Source organism: Bordetella ansorpii (assembly GCF_900078315.1).
Lineage (GTDB): Bacteria > Pseudomonadota > Gammaproteobacteria > Burkholderiales > Burkholderiaceae_B > Bordetella > Bordetella ansorpii.
Genome location: NZ_FKBS01000025.1, coordinates 681,698 through 706,041, shown reverse-complemented (window position 1 = coordinate 706,041; position 24,344 = coordinate 681,698). Strand labels below are relative to the sequence as shown.

Here is a 24,344-nt window from a genome sequence, read left to right as displayed (position 1 = left end):
ATATGGCCAGAATCCTGGTAGTGGACGACGAAATCGGCATTCGTGAGCTCCTGTCCGAGATCCTGTACGACGAAGGACACACGGTAGAGCTTGCTGAAAACGCAGCGCAGGCGCGCTCTGCGCGGCAGCGCATGCGCCCGGACCTCGTGCTGCTGGATATCTGGATGCCGGATACCGATGGGGTCAGCCTGCTCAAAGAGTGGGCCTCGCAAGGGCTGCTGGACATGCCCGTGATCATGATGAGCGGCCACGCCACCATCGACACGGCAGTCGAGGCCACGCGCATCGGCGCCATGGATTTCCTGGAAAAGCCCATCACGCTGCAGCGCCTGCTCAAGACCATCGCCACGGGCCTGGCGCGTGGCCGTGCGCCGCACTCGGCCCCGGCCGTGCATGCCGCCCCGGCCACGGCGCTGCCGACGGACGACGAGCTCGACACGCCCGCGCCCACTGCCCAGGTCAACGATGCGCCGGCCGTATCCAACGGCCAACTGGGCAATATCTCGCTGGACCAGCCGCTGCGCGAGGCGCGCGACGCCTTCGAACGCATCTACTTCGAATACCACCTCGTCCGCGAGAACCACAGCATGACCCGGGTTTCCGAACGCACGGGCCTGGAGCGTACCCACCTGTATCGCAAGCTCAAGCAATTGGGCATCGAGTCCGCGCGCAAGCGTAGTACATGAAGATCCTCATCATGGGCGCCGGCCGCGTGGGTACCAGCGTGGCCGAGAACCTGGTGTCCGAGCAGAACGACATCACGGTCATCGATTCCGATCCCGCCCAGTTGCGTTACCTGCAGGAGCGCTACGACCTGCGCGGCTTGCAGGGCGACGGCACCCAGGTGTCGGTGCTCGAGGCCGCCGGCGCGGCCGATACCGATCTCTTCATCGCCTGTGCGGCGTCCGACTCGGCCAACATGGTGGCCTGCAAGATCGCGCGGCAGATGTTCAACATCCCGCGCCGTATCGCCCGCATCCGCATGCCCGAATTCGCCGACCATCCCGAGCTGATGGGCGACGAGGGCTTCTGCATCGACGCGCTGATCAGCCCCGAGCGCAGCGTCACCACCTATCTGCACAGCCTCATCGAATTCCCCGAAGCCCTGCAGGTGGTCGAATTCGCCGACGGCCGCGTCAGCGTGGTCACGGTGCGCGTGGGGCAGGGCAGCCCGATGGCGCACCTGCCCGTGGACAAGCTGCGCGAGGCATGGCCCGACGTGACCGCTCGCGTGGTGGACGTGCTGCGCGGCGGTCGTCCCCTGCACGCCGGCAGCGGCACCGTGGTGGCCCCGGGCGACGAGGTCGTCATCGTGGTCGACACCCGCCATGCGCGCCGCGCGGTGCGCCAGCTTCGCGAGGCCGAGAAAAGCGTGCGCCGCGTGATGATCGCCGGCGGCGGCAACATCGGCCTGCGCCTGGCGCGCCAACTGGCCGAAGAGAACTACAGCGTGCGCATCGTCGAGCGCGACGAGAAGCGCTGCCTGTACCTGGCCGCCGAGCTGCCCGACAACGTGCTGGTGCTGCATGGCAACGGCACCGACGAGGCGCTGCTCGAACGCGAGAACATCGACGACATGGACACCTACCTGGCGCTGACCAGCGACGACGAGGACAACATCATGTCTTCGCTGCTGGCCAAGCGGCTGGGCGCGCGCAAGGTCATCGCGCTGATCAACCGCCAGGCGTATGGCGAGCTGATGCAGGGCAGCCATATCGACATCGCCGTCTCTCCGTCGCAGGCCACCATGAGCGAGCTGCTGCGCCACGTGCGCCGTGGCGACGTGGTGGGCGTGCACCGCCTGCGGCAAGGCGTGGCCGAGGCGCTCGAGGCCGTGGCGCACGGCGACCGCTCCACCTCGCGCGTGGTAGGCCGCGCCGTCGGCGAACTGCGCCTGCCCAAGGGCGCCAGCATCGGCGCGCTGGTGCGCGGCGACGAGATCCTGCTGCCCGACGACGACACCGTCATCGAACAGGACGACCACGTGGTGGTGTTCGTGCCCTCGCGCCAGCAGATGCCGAAGGTCGAGAAGCTGTTCCAGGTTTCGGCCTCGTTCTTCTAAGGTCCCGGGCATGGCGCTACTCGTTGCGAAAATGGCCTGGGATTGCACGCTTGCCGGGGCATGCGGCGCCTTGCCCCTTGGCCAGGCGGAGCGCGCATGAAACGGCTGCTGGCGACTTTCCATGTGCTCAGCCTCACCATGCTGGTGTTCGCGCTGACCATGCTCATCCCGCTGGGCGTCGCTTTTTTTGGCGGCGATGCCGGCCTGAATGCCTTCTCGCGCGGCTTCCTGCTGGCGTTGGTCATCGGCGGCCTGCTGTGGGCGGGTACCCGGCATGCGCGCAGCGAGCTGCATGCGCGCGATGGTTTCCTGCTGGTCGTGATCGTGTGGGTCGGCCTGCCTCTGCTGGCCGCCATACCGTTCCTGCTGTACTTTCACAACGCGGGCATGCCGTTGTCGTTCACCGACGCGTACTTCGAGGCCATGTCCGGATTGACCTCGACCGGTGCCACGGTGTTGACGGGGCTGGAGCACCTGCCCGAGTCCATGAACCTGTGGCGCGCCACACTGGTGTGGATCGGCGGCATGGGCATCCTGGTGCTGGCCGTGGCCATTCTGCCGTTGCTCGGGGTGGGGGGCCACCAGGTCGTGCGCGCGGAAACCCCTGGTCCCATGAAGGACGAGCGCCTGACGCCGCGCATCGCCAGCACCGCCAAGGCGCTGTATGCCGTCTATTTCGGCATGTCCATCATCTGCCTGTTTGCCTACCGCGCGGTGGGCCTGCCGTGGTTCGAGGCGTGGTGCCATATGGCCACGACCATGGGCCTGGGCGGCTTCTCGACCTGGGACGAAGGCTTCGCGCATTTCGATTCCGTGGCGGTCGAACTGGTGGCGATGGTCTTCATGCTGCTGTCGGGCATCAACTTCGCCACCCACTTCAACGCGTTGCGGCAACGTAGCGGGCGCGCCTACTTCCTGTGTCCCCAGACGCTGCCCTACCTGGGACTGGTGCTCGGCACAGGCCTGCTGATATCGGCCTTCCTGTATGCCGAGGGCGTCTACAGGGATCCGCTGCTGGCGTTGCGCTATGGCATGTTCAACACGATATCGGTGGCGACGACCACCGGCTATGCCAACGTCGACTACACCGCCTGGCCATTGTTCGCGCCGCTGACCATGTTGCTGTTGTCGGCTTTTGCCACCTCGGCGGGGTCCACCGGCGGAGGTGTGAAGATCATCCGGGTGATCCTGCTGATCAAGCAGTCACGCAACGAACTGGTGACGATGCTGCATCCGCACGCGGTCAGTCCGGTGCGTATCCACGGCAGGGTCATCGATTCGCGGGTGATGTCTTCCGTACTGGCATTCATGCTGGTCTACGGCTTGTCGCTGGCGTTGCTGACCGCCATATTGATGCTCTCGGGCATGGACCCCGTGCTGGCTTTCTCGGCCGTCATGGCCATGATCAACAACACCGGCCCCGCTCTCGGGCCGTTGGGCCCCATGGGCAGTTTCGCCACGCTCAACGATTTCCAGACCTGGGTGTGCACCTTCGCCATGTTGATCGGCCGCCTGGAGTTCCTGACGGTGCTGGTGTTGTTCACGCCGATGTTCTGGCGCAAGTAGTCGGCACGGCCCTGCACGGGCGGGAGAGCGGACATGAGGGTGGACGATTGCGTGGGTATCCTGTTGGCGGGCGGATTCGGCCGCCGCTATGCGGCCCAGGCACCGGGTGTGGACAAGTTGCTGGCGCGGCTGCCCGACGGCCGGCCCGTGGCCGTGGCGGCCGCGCAGGCCCTGTTGGCGGTGCTGCCGTGTGTGTACGCCGTGGTGCGGCCCGAAAGCGCCGAGCTGGCCCGCCTGCTGGCCAGCGAGGGGTGCCGGGTACTGCCTGACGAAGCGGCGCGGCAGGGCATGGGCGCCAGCCTGGCCGCCGCGGCGTCGGCGCTGATGCGCGAGTATCCACTTGCTCCTTCCCCGCAGGCGGGCGCCGTTTCATCGGATCCGCCAGGGCCGGACCGCTGCCTGGTGGCGTTGGCAGACATGCCCTGGGTACGCCCCGGCACCCTTCTTCATCTGGCCCTGAACAGCCGGGGGCATCTCATCGCGGCGCCGGAATTCCAGGCCCGACGCGGCCATCCCGTCGTCTTTGCAGCGGCGCTGTGGCCCGAGCTGGCCCGGCTGTCGGGCGATACCGGGGCGCGGGAGTTGCTGGGCCTGCATGGCGTGGAACGGCTCGCGGTGGACGACCCAGGCATATTGGCCGACGTGGACCTGCCCACCGACCTGCGGCCAGGCATCTAGAGGCGTCCCGTAGCTGGGGGCCGGATTTCGCCCGGAAGCGAGACCAAGCGGTAGTGGAAAACCCTAGATATCGATTTCCCACCCGGAGCGGGCAACCTTGCCCAGACTCGCTCTGCACGAAGTGCACGGCCGAAACCCGCATATTTCAACGAGTGTAAGCGCTTGCTTTCATTGAAATAACGAAATATCGTCGTGTTCGCCGATGTTGCGGATATTTGTCACGATTGTTCGGCGTTTTGCCACATAACTGCGGCTATCATGCGTTCATTCCCCTAGACGCCCCCGGCACCCGGCCTGCTCCGGACTTTCGCCCGCGGCGCATCCGCAGCACAACCCTCTAGGAGCCGGTGATGGAACAGATCCCGTTCACCACGTCAGCCCCCAACACGTTGGGTATCGAACTCGAACTGCAATTGATTCATCCGGGCACTTTCGATCTTGCCGCCGCCTCGGACGAACTGCTGGCCCAACTGGCCAACCATCCCATCGCGGACCGCGTCAAACCCGAGATCACCCGCTCGATGATCGAGCTCAATTCCTCCGTGCACGAGCACCCCATGGGGCTGCAGGCCGAGATGCGCGAGATGCGCGACGTGCTGTGCGAGGCGGCCGACGCCGTCGGCGTGCTGGTGTCGGGGGGCGGCGCCCACCCGTTCATGCGCTGGCAGGATCGCGCCATCCATGACAGCCCCCGTTTCCAGTACCTGGCCGAGATGTACGGCTATCTGGCGCGCCAGTTCACGGTGTTCGGCCAGCACATCCACCTGGGCGTGAGGTCGGGAGACGAGGCCATCCGCATGGTGCACGGCCTGTCGCCTTACGTGCCGCATTTCATCGCGCTGTCGGCCTCGTCGCCGTATTGCGAGGGGGTCGACACCCTGTATTCCTGCTGCCGCCTGAACGCGGTCAACAGCTTCCCGCTGTCGGGCCACATGCCGCCCGACGTGGCCGACTGGTATCGCTTCGAGGCCCACATTTCGCAGTTGCGTTCGACCGGCCTGGCCGAAAGCATCAAGGATCTGTACTGGGACATCCGGCCCAAGCCCGAATTCGGCACGGTCGAGATCCGTGTGTGCGACACGCCGCTGACCGTCGAACGCGCCTGCCAGCTGGCGGCGTTCGCGCAGGCGCTGGCGGTGCTGGTGTCGCGCGATCCGGCGCCGGGCGACAAGGCTTGGCTGGCTTATCGCAGCAATCACTTCCAGGCGTGCCGTTTCGGCCTGCATGGCAGCTACGTCACGCCGAACGGAGAGCGCGTGCGCCTGCAGGATCATGCCCGAGCCCTGTTGGAACGCCTGATGCCCATCGCGGGCGAACTGGGCACCACCGACATGCTGGTGGCGCTGCGCGACGAGATCCAGCGCGGCGGCAACGATGCGCGCTGGATGCGTGGCCAGTTCAACCGGGCGCGTGAATTGCCGCTGCTGGTCGAGACTCTGACGCGCGCGTGGCGCAATGGCCGCGAGGGCGTGCAGGTGGTGGAGCCGGTGCCGGCGCGTCGGCGTATCCGCGCCACGTCGGAGCCACTGCCGCATAGTCCCTTGGTGAACGACGCCCTGGCGCACGATGTGCAGGCGTTGGCCACCCCGGAAGTGGCGGGTACGCGCAACTGGCAGAATCGGTTGCATTGAAGGAAAGGCAGGCCGGCGGGTTTGGACCGGGTCTGCGCAGTCCCGCCGCTCTTTCTTGGTGACGCCAGCCAATGGATACGTGCTTCGGCGGTGCCTGCCAGCCTCGGCCGCCTCGCCTGTCCGGGCGGCGTCCTCGGCAGAGGTGGGTTGTTATCCGCCGCGCCGCCCACCGATCGCACTGACCGACAGCCGCGTCTCGCCCGGCGTGGCGCGATGCATGGCGGCGCGCCAAGCATGGCCGTAAGCCACTTCGATGGATAGCGCGATGCGGCCATCCGGCCCGCGCTGCGCCGCCAAAGCCTCGCACAACCGATCACGCCAGGCGCGGCCAGCCAATCCCGCGCGTCGTCCCAGCGACGGATTGCCGCCCAGCGCGCGCACGTCTTCCAGCAGGCGCTGTGGCGTTTCGTAGGTCAGCGTCAGCACTTCCTGGTCCATGACGGGATCGGAAAATCCGTTCTCCACCAACAGGTCGCCGAAGTCGTGCATGTCCACGAAACCGGGCGTGGCGGTTTGCAGTCCCGCGTCGGCCAGCGCCTGGCGCAGTTCGCGCAGGGTGCCGGGGCCGAGACAGGAAAACATCGCCAATCCTCCCACGCGCAGGATGCGGCGCCATTCGGCCAGCACCGCGTGCGGCGCGGGATGCCAGTGCATCGCCAGGTTGGACCAGACCAGATCCAGGGACTCGGGCGCCAATCCGCTGGCGGCCAGGTCGGCCTGCACGAAGCGGGTGTCGGGCTTGCCGCCGCGCGTCAGTTTGCCCAACCAGGCGCTGACACCCGACGGCGCATGGCGGCTACGCGCGTGGGCCAGCAGTGGCGCACAGGCGTCCAGGCCGGTATAGGCGGCCTGCGGGTAGCGTTCGCGCAGCAGGGGCAGGTTGTCGCCCGCCCCACAGCCCGCGTCCAGCATCTGCGCGGGCTGCAGGCGGATGTACTGCAGGCGGCCGAGCATGCGCTGGGCGATCTCGCCATACAGGAACTGGGCGTCGGACAGGTCGCCGCGGCGGGCGAACTGGCGGATGACGTGTTCGGGCGACAGGGGAAGGGTGGGCAGGACGGAAGGCTGGGACATTTCTATCGCGCTGCCCATGACGGGGCGCGCGTCTGCGTGATCTGATGGGGGCCCGGCGCCTGCTTGCGCGATGACGACGACTCCCGATGCCACCCATTATTGCCCATCCGCTTGCCGATACGCTGCGTAATGCCTTACGGGCATGGGGTCTTGTCTGGCGGCGGCTGGCGGCGCGGACGGGGTCGGCCTGCCCCGCATGCGGAGGCACCGCGCGCGGCGGGCGCCTGTGCGAGGCCTGCGCGGAGGACGTGTTGAACGGCGTGCTGGACCCCGACGTCCTGCGATGCGCGCGGTGTGCCCTGCGCCTGTCCGCGGCGACCTTGCCGCGCGACCTGCCCGCCGGCGTGTGCCTGTGCGTGGATTGCCTGCTGCATCCGCCTGCGTTCGCGCAGGCCGTGGCCGCGTTCGACTACGAGCCGCCTTTCGACAGCCTGATCCAGCGCTACAAGGGCGAGCATCGCTACGTGATGGCCGGCGCGCTGGCACACCTGTTGTATTGCGCCTGGATGGCGGAGGACGGCGACGCGCCCGCGGTGCAGGCGCTGGTGCCGATTCCCGCCAGCCGGGCCTCGCTGCGGCGGCGCGGCTTCAATCCCGCGAGCGAGCTGGCGGCGGCCCTGGGCGCGCAGGCAAGGCTGCCCGTACTGCGCACCGCCTTGAGCCGGCGCCGCGAGGATGGCCGCCGCCAGGCGTCGTTGGGACGCCGTCAACGCGAGTCGGCGGTGCAGGGCCTGTACGCGTGCCGGCGTTCGCTGTCAGGCCTGCACGTGGGCTTGGTGGACGACGTGATGACCACCGGCAGCACCGTGGACGCCGCGGCGCGCGCGCTGTTGCAGGCGGGGGCTGTCCGGGTGACGGTGCTGGTGGCGGCGCGTACGCCGGCGGCGCCGTCCCGCGATTGAGGATGCGGCAAGATCCCGCCGGCTGGCAAAATAGGGCCTTTCGTTCCTTGGCGTGTCCCGCCGAGCCGCAAGCGCCATGTTCCACGTCGTTCTCGTCTGCCCCGAAATCCCGCCCAACACGGGCAATGTCATCCGGCTGTGCGCCAACACGGGTTCACAGTTGCACCTGGTGCGCCCGCTGGGGTTCGACCTCGACGATGCGCGCCTGCGCCGCGCGGGGCTGGACTATCACGAGTGGCAACCCATGCAGGTGCACGACACGCTGCAGCAGGCGCTGGCGGCCACGGGCGCGCCGGCCGGGCGCATCTACGCGCTGACCACCCGCACCGAGCACAGCGTGGCGACGACGGCGTTCCTGCCTGGGGATGTCTTCGTGTTCGGCCGCGAGACGGCAGGGCTGTCGGACGAGCACATGGCGTGCTTCGCGCCTTCGCAGTGCCTGCGCCTGCCGATGCGGCCGGGCCAGCGCAGCCTGAACCTGTCCAATGCCGTGGCGGTCACGGTATTCGAGGCATGGCGCCAGCAGGGCTACGAAGGCGCAGTGTGAGCGGCGCTGCCGGCCAGAGCGTCGTGAATCGACGCGCGCCTGTCCCAAGCCATCAGTTGATGCTGTAGCCACGCCCCAGCAGGCAGGCGCCGATCGAGCGCGTATACGAATCCGTCTGCGCGCCCGTGGTCCATTGCGTGGCCTGGTTGGGATCGAAGCCACTCTGGTTGGCGGCCCAGCGCTCGCACTCGCCACGGTCGCGGGCCTGCTGCGACGGGCTTTGGCCGCGTGCAGGGTAGGCGATCACGTCGGCCGAGGCCACGCGTTGCGGCGGGGGCGGCGGAGCCACGTACACCGGCTGCGGCGCCACATAGACGGGCGGGGGACCGTAGTACACCGGCGCCGGGGCATAGACATAGCTGGGACGCGAGCTCAGTGCGAGGTAGGTGCCGGCGGCCGCCAGGCCCAATGCACCGCCCACGACCCAACCGGCGCTGGGGCCGTGCCAGCCGCCACGGTAACCGTGGTGGTAATAGCCCCAGGCCGAAGCCGTGTTGCTGAACGAGGCAAGCGCCAGGGCGAGCGCCGCGCCTGCGATGCGCAGAGTATGAATCTTCATCTTGAAACTCCTGAGCCGGCGCCGGGGGCGTGATGCGCGTCCGCCGGTCGGCTGTGGATAATGTACCCAGGCACGGCTGTCGCGCACCTGTTTGGCACAGGAATGCGACAGCCCGGCGCATTTAGGGGTTTCAGTCGGTTTCAATGGGGTCGGATGCCTCGTTTCCTATCGCATTGCCCCATTGCGTGTCGCGGCGTCTCGCGTTATTCCAGCGACAGGTTCAGGCGGGTGATGACTTCATCCCAACGGGCCTTTTCATCGCGGATGCGGCGGGTCAGGTCTTCGGGCGTCGACCAGGCGGGCGTGAAGTATTGCAGCGCCAATTGCTTGCGCACCGCGTCGCTGTTGATGATGTTGGCCAGTTCGCGATTCATGCGTTCGATGACTGGCGTGGGCGTGTCGGCCGGCGCCAGGATGGCGTTCCAGGAAATGGCCTCGAATCCCGGATAGCCCTGTTGCGCCATGGTCGGAATGCCGGGCAGCGCATCGCTGGGCGCAAGGCTGGTGATGGCGAGCGCCTTCACCTTGCCGCTGCGCACCTGGGGCATGGCGATGGCGGGCACCATGAAGCCGGCCTGCACGTCGCCGCCGATGATGGCGGTGATGATCTGCGGGAAGCCCGGATACGGAATCTGCACGAGGTCGATGCCGGCCTCGTGCTTGAACATCTCCATGGCCAGGTGGGCCGAGCTGCCCGGCCCCACCGAGCCGTAGTTCAGTGCGCCGGCGCGGGTGCGCGCCAGCTTCACGAATTCCTGCACGTCGGCCGCCGGCAGGCTGTCCGGCACCGTCAGCACGTTGGGGCTGGTGGCCACCAGCGTGATCGGCGCCAGGTCGGTCAGCGGATCGTACCCCAGCGTCTTCTTGTACAGCGTGGGCGCCGTCACCAGCGGCCCGTTGATGGTGTAGAGCAGCGTGTAGCCGTCCGGCTTGGCCTGCGCCACGAAGCGCGTGCCGATGTTGCCGCCCGCGCCGGGTTTGTTGTCCACCACGATCGACTGGCCCAGCGCCTGCCCCAGCGGCTCGGCGATGGTGCGCGCCAGCAGGTCGGGCGACGAGCCCGGCGGGAAGGGCACCACCAGGTGCACGGGGCGGTCGGGCCATTCGGCGTGCGCTACGGCGGGCAGCACGGCGGCGGCGATCAGGCTCAGGCAGGCGCGGCGAAGCAGCCGGCCGGCGCGCGTGGCGAAGGACATCGGGGGGTCTCCTTGGGGCGGCGGTCGTGTCGTTCTTGGTGTGTGGGTTTTGCGGAACGCGGGTTCAGTCGGCCGGATGCTCGTGGCGCGCCTCGCGCGCCAACAGGGCCGATACGGCCGTCATGGGCGCCACGCCGTCGAACAGCACGGCGCAGACGGCCTCGGTGATCGGCAATTCGACGTCGAGGGAGCGGGCGCGTTGCATTACCGCGCGGGCGCAGCGTACGCCTTCGGCGGTGATGCCACTGGCCAGAATCTCGGCCAGCTTGCGGCCAGCGCCGATTTCCAGGCCCACGCGGCGGTTGCGCGACAATTCGCCGGTGGCCGTCAGCACCAGGTCGCCCAGGCCGGTCAGGCCGGAGAAGGTCTCGGGCTGCGCGCCCAGCGCGACGCCGAAGCGGCTGATCTCGGCCAGGCCACGCGTGATCAGGGCGGCGCGGGCATTGGTGCCCAGCGCCAGGCCGTCGGCGATGCCGCAGGCCACGGCGATGACGTTCTTCAGGGCGCCGCCCACTTCCACACCGACCACGTCGGCGCTGGCGTAGACGCGCATGGCGCCGCCGTGCAGGGCCGCGATGGTCAGGTTGCTGACGTCCGGCAGGGTGCTGGCGGCGGTGAGCGCCACTGGCAGGCCCTGTGCGACTTCGCGCGCGAAAGAGGGGCCGGACAGCACGCCGCCGCGCCAGCCAGGCAGGCCGGCCAGCGCGTGCTGGGCGATTTCATGGGGCAGCCGGCCGGTGTCTTCCTCGAACCCTTTGCAGGTCCAGACCAGCGGCGCGTCTTCCAGGCCATGGCGCGGCAGGCGCTGGGCCAGGTCGCGGCACAGGGCGTCCAGGCCCGCCACCGGCACGCCCAGGATGATCAGGCCGGGCTCGGGCCCGGCGTGAAGGAAAGCAAGGGCGTCGTCGATGTCCGCGCTGAAGCGCAGCGCGGGTGGCAGGGCGACGCCAGGGAGATAGCGCGCGTTTTCATGGTCGCGCGCCATGGTGCCGACGCGCGCGGCATCCCGGGCCCATAGCAGGGTGGGATGGCGGCGCGCGGCGGCCGCGGCCAGCGCCGTGCCCCAACTGCCCGCACCCAGTACCGCGACGCGAGGCGTGCGAGCAGACGGAGCAACCATGGCCGCCGTGCCGCTTACTGGCGCGTGGCGCCCGGGGGCAGGATGATGCCGGCGTCGGCGCCGTTGGTCTGCTGCTCTTGCTGCAGTTCGGCGATGCGCTGCTCGTACAGGGCCTGGAAGTTGACTTCGGCCAGGTGCAGGGCCGGCAGCGACGTGCGGGTGATCGCGTCGGCGACGTTGGCACGCAGGTATGGGTAGAGCATGGTCGGGCAGACGATGCCCAGCAGCGGATCCATCTGTTCGGCCGGGATGTTGGCCAGTTCGAAGATGCCGGCTTGCGTGCCTTCGACCAGGTACAGCACCTTGTCGTTGATGCGGGTGGTGACGGTGGCCGTGACGGTCGATTCGAACACGGTTTCGGCCAGGCGCTGGCCGCCGACGTTGATGCTGACTTCGACCTGCGGGGTTTCCTGTTCCAGGAAGACGTGCGGCGCGTTGGGCATCTCCAGCGAGAGATCCTTCAGGTAGACGCGTTGCAGATTGAACGAAGGCGCGTCTGCTTGCTGGGTGTTTTGGTCCTGGTCAGCCATGGTGATTCCGGTTGGTGGGGTCGATTGGAAGGGTCTTGCGCGTCAGCCGTTGAGCAGCGGCTGCAGGCCGCCGGCGCGGTCCAGCGCCTGCAGATCGTCGCAGCCGCCGACATGGGTGTCCCCGATGTAGATCTGCGGCACCGTGCGGCGGCCGGTGCGGGCGATCATTGCGTCGCGTTGGGCCGGGTCCTGGTCGATGCGGATGATCTCGAGGTCGGTCACACCCCGTTGCTCGAGCAGCGACTTGGCGCGCGCGCAATAGGGACAATAATCCTTGCTGTACATGACAACTTTGTTCATGGTTTCTCCGGCTTCGGGGGAAAGTGCCGTTTTCAGCCCTTCTGGGTGACCGGCAGGCTGGCCGCGAACCAGGCCTTCATGCCGCCTTCGAGGACGGCCACGTCGGTGTAGCCCTGCGCCTTCAGGCGCGAGACCATGCGGGGGGCGTCGCGGCCCTGTTCGCATACCAGGATCAGCGGCTTGTTCTTGGGCAGGTTACCCGCTTTCTGTTCGAGGTCGGCGGCCGGCAGGCTGCGCGCCTGCGCGATGTGGCCGGCCTGGAACTGTTCGGAGGGACGCACGTCGACCCACACGGCATGGCGCTGGTTGACCATCTGGATGGCTTCGGCGGTGCTGATGCCGCCGCCCGCGCGGCCGCGGCGCAGCGTCGGCACGGCCAGCATGACGCCCGACACCACGGCCACGGCAACGATGAAGATGTTGTTCTTTTCGAGCAAGAATTGCAGAAGATCCACGAGGTATCCTGAAGTGTGGCTTGAACCGGTGCGGCGTGAAGCGTGAAGGGCGCCCCGGGGGCGCCGAAGTCGGCTGGTACCCTGGTGCGAAATACAGCGCGCCGTGGGTAAAGCCGAGGCAAAATCGCTCAATTATAAAATGAGCGCATCACTGACCGATTTTTCACTTGTTCCCGCGCCCGACGCGGCTTCTTACCATGCACAAACTCGTACTGATGCGCCACGGCGAAAGCCAGTGGAACCTCGAGAACCGTTTCACCGGCTGGACCGACGTCGACCTGACCGACACCGGCCGCGAACAGGCCCGCCGCGCGGGTGAATTGCTCAAGGCCGAAGGCTACGCCTTCGACGTGGCGTTCACCTCCGTCCTGAAGCGCGCCATCCGCACCCTGTGGATCGCGCTGGACGCCATGGACGCCATGTACACGCCCGTGGGCAACTCCTGGCGCCTGAACGAGCGCCACTACGGTGCCCTGCAGGGCCTGAACAAGGCCGAGACCGCCGCCCAGTACGGCGACGAGCAGGTCCTGATCTGGCGCCGCGCCTACGCGATCGCTCCCGAGCCCCTGGGCCTGGACGACCCGCGCCACCCGCGTTTCGATGCGCGCTACGCCCGCGTGCCGGCCGACCAACTGCCCGCCACCGAGTGCCTGAAGGACACCGTCGACCGCGTGCTGCCGTTCTGGAACGACTCGATCGCGCCGGCCATCCGCGCGGGCCGCCGCGTGCTGGTCGCCGCGCACGGCAACAGCCTGCGCGCGCTGATCAAGTACCTGGACGACGTGTCGGACGAGGACATCGTCGGCCTGAATATCCCCACTGGCCAGCCCCTGGTGTACGAGCTCGATGACGACCTGAAGCCCATTCGCCACTACTACCTGGGCGATGCCGCCGAGATCGAGGCCGCGATGGCCGCGGTGGCCGCACAGGGCAAGGCCAAGAAGGACTGAGTGATGCGGCTTGCGCGGGGAGGGCCGCGGTTCGCGCGGCGCGCGGCGGCGCTGGCGCTCAGTCTGGCCACGGCCGGCGCGGGCGCCGCGTCGGCCGATCTGGCCGGGCGGCAGTCCGAGGCCGAGCGGCAGCAGTCCGCCCTGCGCGAGCGCATCGAATCGCTGCAGAAAGAGATCGATACGCGCGAGGCCGCCCGCAAAGAGGCGGCCGATGCGCTGCGTCAGTCCGAGTCGGCCATCTCGCGCATCAACCTGCGGCTGCGCGAACTCGACGAGGCGCTGCACCGCGCCGAAACCGAGTTGGCCAGCCTGGAAAAGCAGATCACGGCGCAGAACAAGGTGCTGGAGCAGCGTCGCAACGAGCTCTCCGACCAGTTGCGCGCGCAGTACGCCAGCGGCCTGTCGCCCTGGACCGCGCTGCTGTCCGGCGACGATCCCCAGCAACTGGGCCGCAACCTGGGTTACCTCGACTACGTGTCGCGGGCCCGCGCGCGCGCCGTGACGGCGGTGCGCGCCGAGATCGACCGGCTGGCGGCGTTGCAGTCCGCCGCCGATGCCCGGCGCACCGAGATCGCGGGCGTGACCGAGGAGACCGGCAAGCAGAAGGCCGAGCTGGTTGCGCAGCAGAAAGAACGCGCCACCCTGGTCGCCCGGCTGGAAGGGCAGATCGCCGCGCAGCGGGCCGAAGCGGGCAAGCTGGGCCGGGACGATCAACGCCTGTCCGGCCTGATCGACAACCTTGAGACCGCCATCGCGCGCCAGGCCGCCGAAGAGGCGCGGCGCCGCGCCGAGGCGGCCCGCCGTGCCGAGGAAGCCCGCAAGGAGGCCGCGCGCCGCGCCGAACTGGCGCGCAAGGCCGAAGAGGCTCGCCGCGCCGAACTTGCCAGAAAGGCCGAGGAAGCGCGCAAGGAAGCGGCCCGCCAGGCCGAAGCCGTGCGCCAGGCCAGGAATGACGCCGACCGCCGCGCCGCGGAGAAAGCCCGCGCCGAAGCCATGGCCGAGGCCAGCCGCGTGCGAGAGCAGGCCGAGGCGGCGGCGCGCAGCGCCCAGCAGAATCCGGCCCTGGTCGATCCGGACAGCGCCGGCCTGCGTCCGGTGGACGGACAGGGTCATACCCGGCTGGTGGAAACGCCCACGGAACCCGCTCAGCGTCCGGCGCCCACGCGCCAGGCCGAGGCGGAACCCGCGGCCACACCTGCGGCCGCCCCCGAACGTATCGAGCGCCCCGAGCGGGCCGAACGCCCCGAGCGCGAGGCTCCCGCCCGTCCGCCGGCCGGCGGCGGCAACGGGCTGCGCCATGGCCTGACGCCGCCGGTACGCGGCGCGGTGCAGGGCCGTTTCGGGGTGGGCCGTCCCGACGGCGGGGTCTGGCGCGGCATCGTGCTGCGCGCCGCGGAAGGCACCCCCGTCAAGGCGGTGGCGCCGGGCACCGTGGTGTACGCCGATTGGCTGCGCGGATTCGGCAACATCATCATCGTCGACCACGGCCAGCAATACCTGTCGGTCTACGCGTACAACCAGAGCCTGCTCAAGCGGGTGGGCGACGCCGTGGCGACCGGAGATACCCTCGCTACGGTGGGTGCGACCGGCGGCCAAGTGGAATCGGGCCTATACTTTGAAATTCGCCATCGTGGCGCGCCTGTGGATCCAGCCCAGTGGCTGGCCCTCTAGCGCTGCGCTGAAACACCGCTGTAGTATTTTGGCAGCATGGTAGCCCCCTTGAATTCCCAGGCTCGCGCCCTGGGGGCATCAATTTCAGGATGTGTGCATGAGCACTCGCAAGTATCGCGGTTTTGGTCTTGTTTCCATCGGTGCGGTGGCAGGCATACTGCTGAGCGCCGGCGTCACCGCTGTCGCGCAGCGTGGCAGCCCGTTGCCGCTGGACGAACTCCGCCAACTGACCAACGTCTTCGGGGCGATCAAGGACAACTACGTCGAACCCGTCGACGACAAGACCCTGATCCAGAACGCCATTTCGGGCATGGTGTCCAACCTTGACCCGCACTCGGCCTACCTGGATGCGGATGCGTTTCGCGACATGCAGACCGCCACGCAAGGCGAGTTCGGCGGTCTGGGCATCGAGGTCGGCGCCGAAGACGGTTTCGTCAAGGTCATCTCGCCCATCGAGGACACGCCGGCCGCGCGCGCGGGCATCCTGGCGGGCGACCTGATCATCAAGATCGACGATACGCCCACCAAGGGCATCCAGCTGAACGACGCCGTCAAGCTGATGCGCGGCGCGCCCAAGTCGCCGATCACGCTGACCATCATGCGCGCCGACCAGCCGCAGCCCCTCGTCGTCAAGATCGTGCGCGACATCATCAAGGTGCGCAGCGTGCGCAGCAAGATGCTGGACGACGGCACCGCCTACCTGCGCATCGCCCAGTTCCAGGAAAAGACCGGCCCCGACATGGCCCGCCAACTGCGCGAACTCGGCGCCAAGGGCACGCCCAAGTCGCTGGTGCTCGACTTGCGCAACGACCCGGGCGGCCTGTTGACCAGCGCCATCGGCGTGTCCGGCGCTTTCCTGCCGAACCCGCAGGACACCCTGGTGGTGTCCACCGAGGGCCGCACGCCCGACGCCCGCCACAAATACATGGGCAAGCCCAGCGAATACGCGCGTGGCGAAGGCGACTACCTGGCCGACCTGCCCGCCTGGGTGAAGACCGTGCCGATGGTGGTGCTGGTCAACGTCGGTTCGGCTTCGGCCTCCGAAATCGTGGCCGGCGCCCTGCAGGATCACAAGCGCGCCAAGCTGCTGGGCAACCGCACCTTCGGCAAGGGCTCGGTGCAGGTCATCCTGCCGCTGTCGCAAGACACGGCGGTCAAGCTGACCACGTCGCGCTACCTCACGCCGGCCGGCCGTTCCATCCAGGCCACCGGCATCGTGCCCGACTACATCGTGGCCGACACCGCCAAGGGCGACCTGTTCCGCCTGCCGCGCGAAGCCGACCTGCAGCGCCACCTGTCGAACCAGCAGGACAGCAACGAGATCAAGTCCAGCGCCTTCGACAACAGCGAGCCGCCCGTCGCCAAGATCTTCGAATTCGGCGGCAAGGACGACTTCCAGCTGCAGCAGGCCCAGAACCTGCTGGCCGGCCGTCCCATCGACAAGGGCGAGCAGCGCCAGGCCAAGGCCGACGTGAAGCCTGACGCCAAGAGCGCCGGCAAGCCCGACGCCCAGCGCATGAAGATCACGCCGTCCGGAGTCGAGCCCTCGAAGTCGAAATGAACGACCAGCAGTTGCTGCGCTATGCCCGCCACATCCTTCTGGATGAGGTGGGCATCGAAGGCCAGGAGGCTTTCCTGGCAGCGCGGGTACTGATCGTGGGAGCGGGCGGCCTGGGTTCTCCGGCCGCCCTTTATCTTGCCACCGCGGGTGTAGGCCACATCGTGCTGGCCGACGACGACCACGTCGAGCTCAGCAATCTGCAACGCCAGATCCTGCACACCACGGCCAGCCTGGGCCGTCCCAAGGCCGAGTCCGGCCGCGATACGCTGGCCACCTTCAATCCCGAGACCCATGTCGACGCGCGTGTCGCGCGCCTGGACGGCATCGCCCTGTCCGAGGCCGTGGCCGCGGCTGATGTGGTGCTGGATTGCACCGACAATTTCGCCACCCGCCACGCCATCAACCGCGCCTGCGTGCAGCATCGCAAGCCGCTGGTGTCGGGGGCGGCCATCCGCTTCGACGGACAGGTCAGCGTGTACGACCTGCGCGACCCGCACGCGCCCTGTTATCACTGCCTGTTTCCCGAGGCTGACGACGTCGACGAACTCAGTTGCGCGACCACCGGCGTCTTCGCGCCGCTGGTCGGCATCATCGGCAGCATGCAGGCGGCCGAGGCGCTGAAGCTGCTGGCGGGAATAGGGCGCAGCCTTTCCGGGCGCCTGCTGCAACTGGACCTGCGCGAGATGCAGTGGCATTCGGTGAACGTGCGGCGGGATCCGGAGTGCGAGGTGTGTGGCGCCCGGCCCGCCGCCGGCGCGGCTGCGCCAGGCCGTAGCTAGCGAAACGCTCCAGTCGCCTGGCGTGCCTACGCGCTGTGCGTGGAATGGCGCAGCTCGGGGGATTGTTGGCCCGAGGCGCGTTCGCGGCGCTTGGCGCCCAGGCGCTGCAACAGACGCGACAGGGACAAGGGCAGCAACGGAACGCTGCGGCGCATCTGCGCGCGCTGGTTCAGGTGCGGGGCCAGTTGCGCCGAGAGCGGCGTGTCACGGTACGTTTGGGTGGGTGAAGTGGCTTTCATGGTATTTCCCTATTGCGGTTTTCATATTCAATGAACAAAGTATACCGTTACAGGGTTAACCCTGTATATACCTGTCGTTAAACGACCACCGGAGCCCTCACCAGATTCGATACCAGACGGTGCCATCCTCTCGGCAGTACAAACCCTAGGCGCAGCCAACTTCCTAAACGGTATACAATATTCTGTATTGGTGAGCGGGAGAAGATGTCCTGCCCATCACCGTCATGCAGGCGCCTCGCGCATGCCGTCACCGTTTCCCGTGGAAGGCAAGGTCTTCGATTCATGCCCGTCGTCGTTTTTCACAAAGCCGGCCAGACGTATACCGGCGAGGTCAAGACCAACAGCAATCTGGTCGTGCTGGCTGGCACTCGCAAATATCCCTTTCCCCATCTGTCGTACCAGTGCGGCATGGGCAAGTGCGCCACCTGTGCATGCAAGGTGCTTGCCGGTGCGGAACATCTGCCGCCCGCGAACTGGAAGGAAAAGAAGCAGTTGGGCGAGCGGCTGGAGCAGGGATACCGCCTGGCATGCCAACTGTGGCTGTCGGAAGACATCACGCTGGAGCAGGACGAGCGTCCCGCGCCATAGACCCATCGAACGCGGCCATGAAGCCTGCCGGCACGCAGGCGCTGGCCGGACGGCGCACGGCCCATCCCGGCCATAGATTCGCGGAGACCCCAGCATGTACGTGATCCTGACCAGCAAACCCGGCCGTTTCCATACACAGCCAGGCTCGGGCATGACCGTCGTCCAGGCGTACGACTATGTGTTCTACGGCCAGACCCGAGCCGTGTTCGAGATCGCGGCGCTGGAGGCGCCATCGCGCGTGGCGATCATCGAAGACGAACCGCCCCATACGGTGAATCACGTCTCGACAAAATTCCTGGAGTCGTTCGCCACGCTGGATGCGGCGCTGGCGGAGCTCCATCACTTGATCCGCTTCGGCAGCATGGACGCACAACTGGTGCGCACCACGTCCGCCACCACCCGATCCGAATGAATCACATGGTCCAGATCACGTTTGTATCCAATGAGGGCATGGTCGTCGACGCGCCCGAGAACAGCAATCTGCTGCGTGTCTCGCTGAAGGAACGCGGTGGCATTCCCTTCAAGTGTGGCGGCGGCTTGTGCGGCACGTGCAAGTGCAGGATCGAGTCAGGCCTGCAGAACACCGACAAGATCAAGCCGAAAGAGCGCAAGCACCTGACGGAAGACGATATCGCCAATGGCTATCGCATGGCGTGCCAGACATTCGTCCTTGGCGACATCGCTGTGTCGTGGACCGCGAAGAAACCCTAGCCACCCTTGGCCCGAGGCCCCGCCATGTTGCATCTCGACGATACCCGGATAGACCAGTTGCTGGATGCGCGCGACGCCCAGGACGTGCTGGCGCACGCATTCCTCGCCCTGCACGCCGGCCGTGCGGCCATGCAGGCGCGTGTACGCACTGAAGCCGGCGGCGTGAAACTCTCGACCCTGGGCGCGGTGATTCCCGACCAGGATGTCGCAGGCGCCAAGGTGTACACCACGCTCGCGGGCCGGTTCTCGTTCGTGATCCTGTTGTTCCGCGCCAGTGATGGCCAGCCGTTGGCGACTTGCGACGCGGGGTCGTTGACGCGGTTGCGCACTGCCGCGTGTTCGGTGCTGGCCGCCCGCGCGCTGGCGCGTCCGCAATCGCGTGTGCTGGCCGTGCTGGGCGCCGGCACGCAGGGCCTGGAGCACACACGCCAGTTGTCGCAGGCGTTTCCGATCGAACGCATCATGCTGCATGATCCCTACGCGTCTGCTGACCTGGCGCAGCGCCTGGCCGCGCAGACCGGTCTGCGTGTGCAGATGGCGCAGGCCGAGATGGCCGTCGCGCAGGCCGATATCGTGGTTACGGCATCACGGTCGACGGTGCCCTTGTTCCCGGGGGAGGTGCTCAAGCCAGGAGCCTTCGTGACGGCGATCGGATCGAGCCTGCCTCACACCCGCGAACTGGATGACGCCGCCTTGCGGCGTGCCGCGGCGGTGGTGGTCGAGTGGCGGGAACAGTCGCTGCGCGAGGCGGGCGATCTGGTGCTGGCCGGCCCGGGCGTACTGCCGGAAGAAAAAATCGTGGAACTGGCCCCGCTGCTGGCAGGTCAGGCGAGGTCACGCGTGCGCGACGACGAGATCTTCATCTACAAATCGGTGGGCGTGGGGCTGGAAGACATCGCGTTGGCCGGCCCGGCGTACGCCAGGCATGCAATGCGGGCCGAGTCGCCGCCGCTGCCATAGCGGAGGTCTCGTGTGAACGGGGCATCCGTCGCGTTCACACGCGCCGGACGCCTTGCGCAGGTCGCCCTCAGCCTGCCTGCACGTTCCGTTTGGCTTCGGTATAGGCCTTGGCCGCGTTGTGCACGTGCTGCGTGGCCAGCAGGTTGGCCAGTTCACCGTTGCCGGCTATGACCGCATTCAGGATCTGCGAGTGCTCGTCCCAGTTCTGTTTCGCGCGCCGCATGTTGCTCGGCGCGAACAGCAGGGCCGTGCGATCACGCAACGATCGCATCAGGTCGGTCAGCACGACGTTGCCCGCAATGGTGGCCAGCATCTCGTGGAACTGCGAGTTCAGGGCCAGGAAGTTTTCCAGGGTGTCGCTGCGCACGGCTTCGGCGCCTTGCTCCAGGAAGGAGCGCAGGCGCTCCACGGTTTTCTCGTCGCGGCGCTGGGCGGCCAGCTTGGCGTTGAGGCCTTCCAGCGTGGCGCGGACTTCGACCATGTCGTAGGCCACGTCATCGGACAGGATGGCCACCGATGCGCCGCGCCGGGGCTCTATCGTGACCAGGCCTTCCGAGGCCAGCGCGCGCAGGGCTTCCCGGACCGGAATACGCGATACGCCCATTTCCTCGGAGAGCTTGCCTTCGACCAGGCGGTCGCCCGCCGTGAACTCACCGCTCAGGATGCGTTCGCGCAGCTTGTCGCGGATGATGGCGAACAACGGTGAATGCTGGTCGCCCAGCTTGGGCGTGGCGCCGGGCGTATGCGTGGTGGGCAGCTTCATCTGTCCTGGGAAAGTGGGGCGGAATAGTGTTTATTGTATATGTGAGGCCGCCCCTTCCATGCTGGCCGACCCTTCTTGCCCGGGCCGCGGCGTCCCTATACGTTGCGCACCAGCAGGGCCACCGCGCTCAGCGCGCACAAGGCCAGCAACATGCGCCGCACGGTGGCCGGGCTGACCCGGCCCCGTGCGCGGTTCGACGAGGCGAAGCCCAGCAGCAGGAAGGGCAGCAGGGCCAGGCTCAATCCCAGGTGCCGCGTCGTGTAATGACCCGTCCACGCCAATAGCGTCAACGACGCCAGCGAGCCGAAGAACAGCATCAGGCCCAGCGTGGCCCGCAAGGCGGGCGGCGGCTTGTGCTGCTGCACGATGGCCAGCGCAGGCGCGCCGATCGAGGTGAAGGTGCCCATGATCCCCGAGATCACGCCCGCCGCCGCCATGTTCCGGCCATTGTCTGCTATGCGCAGCCCCATCACGCTCAGGCCCACCGCGGCCAGGATCAGCATGGCGAAGATCAGCGCGATGGGGCGTGGCGACAGGGTGGCCATCGCCCATACCGCCAGGGCGCTGCCGACGATGCGGCCCGACAAGGCCTGGGCGACGGCCGGCCATTGCGCATGCTGGCGCTCGCGCAATGCCGTCATCAGCGCCACGAACCCGCCCAGGCTGAGCAGGGGGCCGGGGACGAGTTCGGGAAAGAAGACGGCGGCCACCGGCGACGCGAACATCGCGAATCCCACGCCGCCCACTCCCTGGAGGAACGCGGCCACGAAGATGATGGCCGCCATCGCCGCATACGCGCCTGGCTCTTGAACAATGGCCAACAGGTTCATGCCAAGCAGCCACATTTGTATACCGTATTCATTTTGAAGGTTGTTTGCAGGCCGTTTGAAAGTGCGGAGCCAGATCGTCCTTATAGAGAAATAAGGATTTCCCTAGTCACCTCAGATCGGCATCGCTGCGCTGCACGATTACATATAGTATACCGTTTGGGTAAAGCAGCGCTCAAAACATCAAGGGGAATTTCCTATGCAAGCAGACGTTGTGCTCCATGCGGCGCACTGGGTATACCTTGCCAGCGTGGCGGTCATCATCCTGACGATGATCCTGCGTGCCAACGTGGTGGTGCCCTCGGTCATCGGCACGTTCCTGGTGATCTTCGCCATCACGGGCAGTCCGATCAGCGGGTTGATCGGCATTTTCTCGGCGAGTTTCGTGGCAGCCAAGGAGCTGTTCAACATCTTCCTGGTCATCGCCTTCATGACCGCGTTGTTGAATGCGCTGAAGAGCATCGAAGCCGACGTCCGCATGGTGCAGCCGTTTCGCGCGGTGATGAAGGGCGGGCATGGATCGTTCTTCATCCTTGCGTTCTGTACCTATGTGATCTCGCTGTTCTTCTGGCCCACCCCGGCGGTGCCGCTGGTGTCGGCCATCCTGCTGCCGGCGGCGATCGCGGCCGGCCTGCCGGCGCTGGCGGGCGGCATGGCCATCGCCATCGCGGGGCAGGGCATGGCGCTGTCCTCCGACTACGTCATCGGCGTTGCGCCGGCCATCAGCGCCAAGGCCGCGGGCGCCGGCGTGCTCGCCAGCGGGGTGGCGGATCGCGCGCTGGTGCTGTCGCTGATCACCGGGGCCGTGGCGCTGCTGGTCACCTACCTGACGATCCGCCGCCACATCGTGCCGGCCAACCCGGCGCTGCTCGATGCCTGGCAGGCGCGCGCGCAGGATGCGACGCTGGAGCAGGTCGAACACGAGGGCACGTTCGACAAGGCCGAGCTGGCGCGTGGCACGAGCCGCGAACCCGCACGGGGCGATCCAGTGGCGCATCTGTCCGAGCAGGATCGCAAGCGCGTCAAATGGTCCAAGGTGTTCGCCGTGGTGACGCCGCTGGCCTTCCTGGGCGTGATCGGCGTCATGGTGCTGCCGCGCCTGTTCCCGGCCTTGCCGGCGCTGCGGGGCGGCGACGCGGCCGCGCTGGTGGGCGGCGTCGCGTTCGTGCTGATGATGCTGGTCACTATGTCCTGCGTGGGCGCGCGGCGCATGCTGGACGTCTGCCCCGAGCACATGACCGATGGCTTCGTGTTCGCCTTCAAGGCCATGGGGTCGGTGCTGCCGATCGCGGGTTTCTTCTTCGTGGGGGCGCACGAGACGGCCACGCAGATCCTCGGCGTGCCGTCAGACCAGGCGCCGGGCCTGTTGTTCGAGGTGATCTCGGCGGCGCAGCACCTGCTTCCGTCGAATCACTTCATGGTGGCTTTCGGCGTGCTGCTGGTGGGCATGATCACGGGCATCGATGGGTCCGGCTTCGCGGGATTGCCGTTGACGGGCACCTTGGCCGGCGCCCTGGCGCCCGTATCCGGGCTCGATCCCGCGACACTGGCCGCGGTGGGCCAGATGGGGGCGGTCTGGACGGGCGGCGGCACCCTGATCGCCTGGTCGTCCCTGATTGCCGTGGCGGGATTCGCGCGCGTGCACGTGCTTGAACTGGTGCGCGGGATGCTGTTCCCGGTCGTGCTGGCGCTGTGCGTCTCGACGACCTGCGCGGTGCTCATCTTCCCATAGAGGCGCTTCGGTGGAGTGCCTCGAAGGCGGCCCACCCCAGGCCACTTTCGCATTTTGACCGGGAATTCCCTAGCAGTCTATTTTGGTAGACGGTATACAATATACTTAAATCACAAACGGATCGGCGCTGGCATCCTGCCAGCCCATTTCTCCCCTGGAGCGAAACATGGAATTGATGAGCAAGGACGATTTCCGCACCGCGCTGGAAAACGCGATCAAAGGCAAAAGCGCCAACGCCTCGCCGTTCAGCATCGCCTGGGCGACCGGCAAACTCAGCCGCGAGCACCTGGCCCGCTGGGCGGAGAACCACTATCACTACGTGGGCCCGTTTGCCGACTACCTCGGCTATGTCTATGCCCGCACGCCCGCCGAATACGTCGAGGCCAAGGATTTCCTGCTGGCGAACATGTACGAGGAAGAAATCGGTGGGGACCGCCACACCGATCTGCTGATCCGCTTCGCCGAAGCCTGCGGCACCACGCGCGAGCGCGTCACCAGTCCCGACAACATGTCGCCCACGACGCGCGCGCTGCAGTCCTGGTGTTATGCGGTGGCCATGCGCGAAGACCCCGTCGTGGCCGTGGCCGGCCTGGTCGTGGGCCTGGAGTCGCAGGTGCCGTCCATCTACCGCAAGCAGACGCCCACGCTGCGCGAGAAATACGGCTTCACCGACGAAGAGGTCGAATTCTTCGATCTGCACATCGTGTCGGACGAGATCCATGGCGAGCGCGGTTACCAGATCGTCCTGGAACATGCGACGACCCCCGAGCTGCAGCAGCAGTGCCTGAAGATCTGCGAGATCGGCGCCCAGATGCGCCTGCTCTACACCACGGCGCTGTACACCGACTACGTGCAGCAGGACATCGCGCTGCCCGAGCTGAAGGCCGCCTGAGACGCGCGCCACGACTTCGTGCCACGCCGCCCCATGGCGGAGGCGCCGAGC

At 67.4% G+C, this 24,344-nt stretch carries 27 protein-coding genes; 17 read left to right on the top strand and 10 right to left on the bottom strand.

Going from position 1 to position 24,344, the window contains the following annotated elements; all coding sequences use genetic code 11:
• Positions 1-2: 2 nt before the first annotated feature.
• From A7W11_RS20860 to A7W11_RS20840, 5 genes are all read left to right on the top strand, one after another.
• Complete coding sequence (locus A7W11_RS20860; protein WP_066418507.1) at positions 3-686, top strand: response regulator; 684 nt, start codon at positions 3-5, stop codon at positions 684-686.
• Positions 683-2,062: a Trk system potassium transporter TrkA gene (gene trkA / locus A7W11_RS20855; RefSeq protein WP_066418504.1), complete on the top strand. Its 1,380-nt coding sequence runs from the start codon at positions 683-685 to the stop codon at positions 2,060-2,062. The genes A7W11_RS20860 and trkA overlap by 4 nt, the downstream gene beginning before the upstream one ends.
• A gap of 96 nt (positions 2,063-2,158) precedes the next feature.
• Positions 2,159-3,628, top strand: coding sequence for a TrkH family potassium uptake protein (locus A7W11_RS20850; protein WP_066418501.1), 1,470 nt, complete (start codon positions 2,159-2,161; stop codon positions 3,626-3,628).
• 33 nt (positions 3,629-3,661) lie between these two features.
• Positions 3,662-4,306, top strand: a complete 645-nt coding sequence (locus A7W11_RS20845) for a nucleotidyltransferase family protein (protein ID WP_066418498.1) — start codon at positions 3,662-3,664, stop codon at positions 4,304-4,306.
• A 350-nt stretch (positions 4,307-4,656) separates the two neighbouring features.
• Complete coding sequence (locus A7W11_RS20840; RefSeq protein WP_066418492.1) at positions 4,657-5,937, top strand: YbdK family carboxylate-amine ligase; 1,281 nt, start codon at positions 4,657-4,659, stop codon at positions 5,935-5,937.
• A gap of 150 nt (positions 5,938-6,087) precedes the next feature.
• On the opposite strand, the gene A7W11_RS20835 is transcribed toward A7W11_RS20840, so the two are convergent.
• Positions 6,088-7,011 (bottom strand): methyltransferase domain-containing protein, encoded by a 924-nt coding sequence (locus A7W11_RS20835; RefSeq protein ID WP_066418481.1) that lies wholly within the window; start codon positions 7,009-7,011, stop codon positions 6,088-6,090.
• A 248-nt stretch (positions 7,012-7,259) separates the two neighbouring features.
• Here A7W11_RS20835 and A7W11_RS20830 point away from each other — a divergent pair, with 248 nt between their 5' ends.
• Complete coding sequence (locus A7W11_RS20830) at positions 7,260-7,913, top strand: ComF family protein (RefSeq protein WP_328587223.1); 654 nt, start codon at positions 7,260-7,262, stop codon at positions 7,911-7,913.
• 76 nt (positions 7,914-7,989) lie between these two features.
• Positions 7,990-8,460 (top strand): tRNA (cytidine(34)-2'-O)-methyltransferase, encoded by a 471-nt coding sequence (locus A7W11_RS20825; protein WP_066418469.1) that lies wholly within the window; start codon positions 7,990-7,992, stop codon positions 8,458-8,460.
• Positions 8,461-8,512: 52 nt separating this feature from the next.
• Here A7W11_RS20825 and A7W11_RS20820 read toward each other — a convergent pair whose 3' ends face one another.
• The 6 genes from A7W11_RS20820 to A7W11_RS20795 form a co-directional block, all read right to left on the bottom strand.
• The gene (locus A7W11_RS20820; protein ID WP_066418460.1) at positions 8,513-9,019 is read right to left on the bottom strand and encodes a hypothetical protein; all 507 of its coding nucleotides are present in this window, start codon (positions 9,017-9,019) and stop codon (positions 8,513-8,515) included.
• Positions 9,020-9,222: 203 nt separating this feature from the next.
• Positions 9,223-10,215: a Bug family tripartite tricarboxylate transporter substrate binding protein gene (locus tag A7W11_RS20815; RefSeq protein WP_066418450.1), complete on the bottom strand. Its 993-nt coding sequence runs from the start codon at positions 10,213-10,215 to the stop codon at positions 9,223-9,225.
• A 64-nt stretch (positions 10,216-10,279) separates the two neighbouring features.
• The gene (locus A7W11_RS20810; protein WP_066418444.1) at positions 10,280-11,335 is read right to left on the bottom strand and encodes an NAD(P)H-dependent glycerol-3-phosphate dehydrogenase; all 1,056 of its coding nucleotides are present in this window, start codon (positions 11,333-11,335) and stop codon (positions 10,280-10,282) included.
• Between the two features lie 14 nt (positions 11,336-11,349).
• On the bottom strand, positions 11,350-11,865 hold the full coding sequence (gene secB / locus A7W11_RS20805) for a protein-export chaperone SecB (protein WP_066418437.1): 516 nt from the start codon (positions 11,863-11,865) through the stop codon (positions 11,350-11,352).
• Between the two features lie 42 nt (positions 11,866-11,907).
• Entirely contained in the window at positions 11,908-12,165 is a 258-nt protein-coding gene (gene grxC, locus A7W11_RS20800) for a glutaredoxin 3 (protein WP_066418432.1), read from the bottom strand.
• A 32-nt stretch (positions 12,166-12,197) separates the two neighbouring features.
• Entirely contained in the window at positions 12,198-12,620 is a 423-nt protein-coding gene (locus tag A7W11_RS20795) for a rhodanese-like domain-containing protein (RefSeq protein WP_066418424.1), read from the bottom strand.
• 197 nt (positions 12,621-12,817) lie between these two features.
• On the opposite strand from A7W11_RS20795, the gene gpmA reads away from it, so the two are divergent.
• The 4 genes from gpmA (at position 12,818) to A7W11_RS20775 (ending at position 17,581) form a co-directional block, all read left to right on the top strand.
• Entirely contained in the window at positions 12,818-13,570 is a 753-nt protein-coding gene (gene gpmA, locus A7W11_RS20790) for a 2,3-diphosphoglycerate-dependent phosphoglycerate mutase (protein WP_066125192.1), read from the top strand.
• 3 nt (positions 13,571-13,573) lie between these two features.
• Positions 13,574-15,241 carry a murein hydrolase activator EnvC family protein gene (locus A7W11_RS20785; protein WP_082887396.1) on the top strand — a complete coding sequence of 556 codons (1,668 nt, stop codon included), beginning with the start codon at positions 13,574-13,576 and terminating at the stop codon, positions 15,239-15,241.
• A gap of 97 nt (positions 15,242-15,338) precedes the next feature.
• Positions 15,339-16,802, top strand: a complete 1,464-nt coding sequence (locus A7W11_RS20780) for a S41 family peptidase (protein WP_066418421.1) — start codon at positions 15,339-15,341, stop codon at positions 16,800-16,802.
• A complete protein-coding gene (locus tag A7W11_RS20775; protein ID WP_066418418.1) occupies positions 16,799-17,581 on the top strand; it encodes a HesA/MoeB/ThiF family protein in 783 nt (260 codons plus the stop codon). The genes A7W11_RS20780 and A7W11_RS20775 overlap by 4 nt, the downstream gene beginning before the upstream one ends.
• Positions 17,582-17,607: 26 nt before the next feature.
• Here the strand turns inward: A7W11_RS20775 and A7W11_RS20770 are convergent, their stop codons facing one another.
• Positions 17,608-17,820 carry a hypothetical protein gene (locus A7W11_RS20770; protein ID WP_066418415.1) on the bottom strand — a complete coding sequence of 71 codons (213 nt, stop codon included), beginning with the start codon at positions 17,818-17,820 and terminating at the stop codon, positions 17,608-17,610.
• A gap of 282 nt (positions 17,821-18,102) precedes the next feature.
• Between A7W11_RS20770 and A7W11_RS20765 the strand changes: the two genes are divergently transcribed.
• The 4 genes from A7W11_RS20765 (at position 18,103) to A7W11_RS20750 (ending at position 20,079) form a co-directional block, all read left to right on the top strand.
• Entirely contained in the window at positions 18,103-18,408 is a 306-nt protein-coding gene (locus A7W11_RS20765) for a 2Fe-2S iron-sulfur cluster-binding protein (RefSeq protein WP_066418412.1), read from the top strand.
• A gap of 94 nt (positions 18,409-18,502) precedes the next feature.
• Positions 18,503-18,820, top strand: coding sequence for a ferredoxin (locus A7W11_RS20760; protein ID WP_066418404.1), 318 nt, complete (start codon positions 18,503-18,505; stop codon positions 18,818-18,820).
• Positions 18,817-19,119, top strand: coding sequence for a 2Fe-2S iron-sulfur cluster-binding protein (locus A7W11_RS20755; RefSeq protein WP_066418402.1), 303 nt, complete (start codon positions 18,817-18,819; stop codon positions 19,117-19,119). Before A7W11_RS20760 ends, A7W11_RS20755 begins: the two co-directional genes overlap by 4 nt.
• Positions 19,120-19,143: 24 nt before the next feature.
• Entirely contained in the window at positions 19,144-20,079 is a 936-nt protein-coding gene (locus tag A7W11_RS20750; protein WP_066418400.1) for an ornithine cyclodeaminase family protein, read from the top strand.
• 67 nt (positions 20,080-20,146) lie between these two features.
• Here the strand turns inward: A7W11_RS20750 and A7W11_RS20745 are convergent, their stop codons facing one another.
• Together A7W11_RS20745 and A7W11_RS20740 are read right to left on the bottom strand one after the other, a co-directional pair.
• Positions 20,147-20,842: a GntR family transcriptional regulator gene (locus A7W11_RS20745; RefSeq protein WP_066418397.1), complete on the bottom strand. Its 696-nt coding sequence runs from the start codon at positions 20,840-20,842 to the stop codon at positions 20,147-20,149.
• Positions 20,843-20,937: 95 nt separating this feature from the next.
• Positions 20,938-21,672 carry a sulfite exporter TauE/SafE family protein gene (locus tag A7W11_RS20740; protein ID WP_066419321.1) on the bottom strand — a complete coding sequence of 245 codons (735 nt, stop codon included), beginning with the start codon at positions 21,670-21,672 and terminating at the stop codon, positions 20,938-20,940.
• Positions 21,673-21,868: 196 nt separating this feature from the next.
• Between A7W11_RS20740 and A7W11_RS20735 the strand changes: the two genes are divergently transcribed.
• A complete protein-coding gene (locus A7W11_RS20735) occupies positions 21,869-23,401 on the top strand; it encodes a hypothetical protein (protein WP_066418395.1) in 1,533 nt (510 codons plus the stop codon).
• Between the two features lie 166 nt (positions 23,402-23,567).
• Positions 23,568-24,293, top strand: coding sequence for a TenA family transcriptional regulator (locus tag A7W11_RS20730; RefSeq protein WP_066418392.1), 726 nt, complete (start codon positions 23,568-23,570; stop codon positions 24,291-24,293).
• Positions 24,294-24,344: the final 51 nt, after the last annotated feature.